General features: G+C 66.7%; 2 protein-coding genes. One reads left to right on the top strand and one right to left on the bottom strand.

The genetic code is table 11. From position 1 onward, the window contains the following. Window positions 1-32 precede the first annotated feature (32 nt). Entirely contained in the window at window positions 33-1,334 is a 1,302-nt protein-coding gene (locus IG99_RS43330; RefSeq protein WP_234312181.1) for a transposase, read from the bottom strand. Window positions 1,335-1,594: 260 nt separating this feature from the next. Here IG99_RS43330 and IG99_RS43325 point away from each other — a divergent pair, with 260 nt between their 5' ends. Next, window positions 1,595-2,857 carry a pentapeptide repeat-containing protein gene (locus IG99_RS43325; RefSeq protein WP_051866636.1) on the top strand — a complete coding sequence of 421 codons (1,263 nt, stop codon included), beginning with the start codon at window positions 1,595-1,597 and terminating at the stop codon, window positions 2,855-2,857. The last annotated feature ends 10 nt before the right edge of the window (window positions 2,858-2,867 follow it).

The raw sequence follows: 2,867 nt of genomic DNA, 5'->3' as shown, positions 1-2,867 counted from the left end.
CTTGCTCGTGACCGGCCTCAACAACCACGTCACTACCAAGGGGCCCGTTTCTTCATGCCCACGACCACATCGGCATCCCTGTCCGAATGATCACCCGCAACGCAGGCTTCGAACGAAATCCGGTTTGCCACAACGCACTGACAGGTCTCCTTGTCGAACTTGACCACGATCGCCTTGGTGCCGTGTTGAATGGCGGGGCTCCACCAGGTGCTGTTGCGCCCACGCGGACAGGTGGCCTGCCGGTTCTCCCAGTCGATGATGAAGGCGGTGCGGCTGAACCCGGCGCCGGAGCGAGCCTGGGGTGAGCTGTCCAGCAGGACCGGGGTGACCAGGGTGACGCCGAAGCTCTGCTTCATACCGACGATCAGCTCGGCGGAGGGGTAGCCGGAGTCCAGATAATGCTCGGCAGGCAGCAGGTCGCGGGCGGCGAGCATGTGGTGGACCGGTTCGGTCATCTCCGCGTCGGTCACAGTGGCATCGGTGGTCGCGATGTTGGTGATGATGCGCAGCGGGCCGGCCGCAGCCGATCCGGACCCGGGTGCCGACCCGCCGTCAGCCAGGAGGTCCTTCTCCTCCTCCTTGGAGTCGCAGGTCTCGCTGATGTGAACCTTGTAGCCGGTCCACCATGAGCCCTGTTTGAGGCCGTAGCGCGCGTCCAGGTCATAAGGCGAGGTCAGTCGCAGTCTGCTCGGCGGGAGATCCTCGCTCTCCCGCCGCTTCACCTCCCGCTCCGTCTCGGTGACCGTGCGCGTGTAGTTCTGCAGCCACACCGCCCGCAGGACCTGCACCGCCGGGAGTTCCCGCAGCCACACCGGTGCGTCCGCAGCATGCGCCTCTTCCAGGAGCGCGAAGCCGTCCCGGCCGTAGGTCAACGCCAGCTCGGTGCGCTGGGCCTGGGACGACGGCAGTTGCCAGGAGTCGATCCGCGGCCCGTATCGCTCTGTCCATGGTCGAATCGGCACCGCCTCGGCCAGCCAGTCGGGCACCGCGCATGCCAGGGACTCCAGCGCGGCGCGCAGGGTCTCCCCGGCCAGTTCCAGCCGGTTCAGGTCCCGCACCGCCGCCAGCACCCGAGTGGAGTCGGTCCGCTGTCGCCCGCCCGCCTTCACCAGGCCCTTGTCTTTCAACGTGGTCAGCAGCAGGTCCAGCGCCCGCTCCTCCAGGCCGTGTTCGACCAGGCGGGCTCGGAACTCGGACAGCACCGAGGCGTCGAACCCGGGATCGTCCAGCTCCATGCCCAGTGCGTACTTGACGTCCATCCCGAACCGCACGCGATGCGCCGCGGCCCGGTCGGTGAGGTTCTCGGCGAACTGCAGCACCGTCACCGCGGCCACGGCCGCGCCTGCATCGACACCCCACACCCCACCCTGCGGCCGATGACGGAAGACGCGACCGCTACACGTAGCCAACGAGCATCACAACCGACCAGCAACGCAATTGGCCAGCAGGATCGTCACCAGCCGCAAACGGCGGTGATCAGTCCTCTGACCTGGCGCTGTGCTCCCGAAGCTGCCACGAAGTGACAAGTAGCTCGCTGTAGGCACGGTCAGCTGTTCGGCGTGCGGGATTGAGGCTTTTGGAGTCCGATGGAAGGGTGAGGGTCAGGCGGCCTGAGCTCAGGCACTCGATCACACGGCGGCGGGCAGCCGAGCGGCGGCGGGCAGCCGAGCGGCGGCGCAACCGCAACGCCGGTCGGCGCGGTGACCGCGGCAACGGCGGGACGCGATGGCTGACTCTGGCGGCGACACTGCCAGGCCTGGCCGCGCTGGTCGCCCTGTTGTTCAACTGGGTCACGGTGAGCCAAACGCGGACGGAACTGCAGATAGCCGAGCAGGCACAGTTCACCACCCGGTTCAACGTGGCGGTAACGCACCTGGGTTCATCCTCACCGGACGTGCGGTTCGGGGGCATCTACGCCCTGGAGCGCATCATGCAGGACTCGCCACCCGATCAGCCAAGGATCATCGCGGTGCTCTCCGCATACGTGCGCACCCATGCCCGCGCCCCCGCCGACGGTTTCCCGAGGCTGAAGGAGGATGAACGGCCCCCGCCGATCGACCCCGACGTGACGGCCGTGACGGAAGTTTTGGCCGATCGTCCGCAGGGTCAGGACGGTCGGACAAAGGTCAATTGGAAGAATACGGATCTGCGCGGTCTGGAACTGGCAACTCGACATGAAGAAAAGGAGTACGGAGGCGACCCCTCGGCCCCCCGCTACCTCCCCTTCGCCTTCGCAGACCTCAGTGGTGCGGACCTGCAGGAAGCCTTGCTGACGGGCGTAGATCTACACGGTGCACAGTTCGCCGAGACGAACCTGGCCGGCGCAACCCTCTCGGACGTGAAGCTGAATGGCGCGGGCCTGTTGGGCACGGATCTGACCGAAGCGGTTCTCTCTGAGGGCACGAGTCTGCGGAACACCTTTATGCCAGGCGCGACCCTGGTCGACGCTGAACTGAGCGGGGTGGACCTCACTAAAGCGGCCCTCTGGGGAGCGAACCTGAGCGGCGCCCAATTGACCGGCGGGTCCCCGGACCCATACGGACATACGCCCGTTCCCACGAACCTGACCGGGGCGAGCCTCACCGGGGCGAACCTCACCGGCGCGAACCTGGGACCAGATGCAGAGTCCGACTCGCCCCCCGCGAACCTGACCCGCGCGGATCTGACCGGCGCGAACCTCACTGGGGCGAACCTGAAGGGCGCCAACCTGAAGGGCGCCAACCTGAAGGGCGCCAACCTGAAGGGCGCCAATCTGAAGGGCGCCAATCTCAGTGCGTTGTGGCAAACCGGATTTCGTTCGAAGCCTGCGGTGCGGGTGATCATTCGGACAGGGATGCCGATGTGGTCGTGGGCATGAAGAAACGGGC

The organism is Streptomyces griseus subsp. griseus (assembly GCF_000720255.1).
GTDB classification, from domain to species: Bacteria; Actinomycetota; Actinomycetes; order Streptomycetales; family Streptomycetaceae; genus Streptomyces; species Streptomyces griseus_I.
Note: the sequence above shows the minus strand (reverse complement) of the source record. Positions and strands in the feature narration are given on the sequence as shown.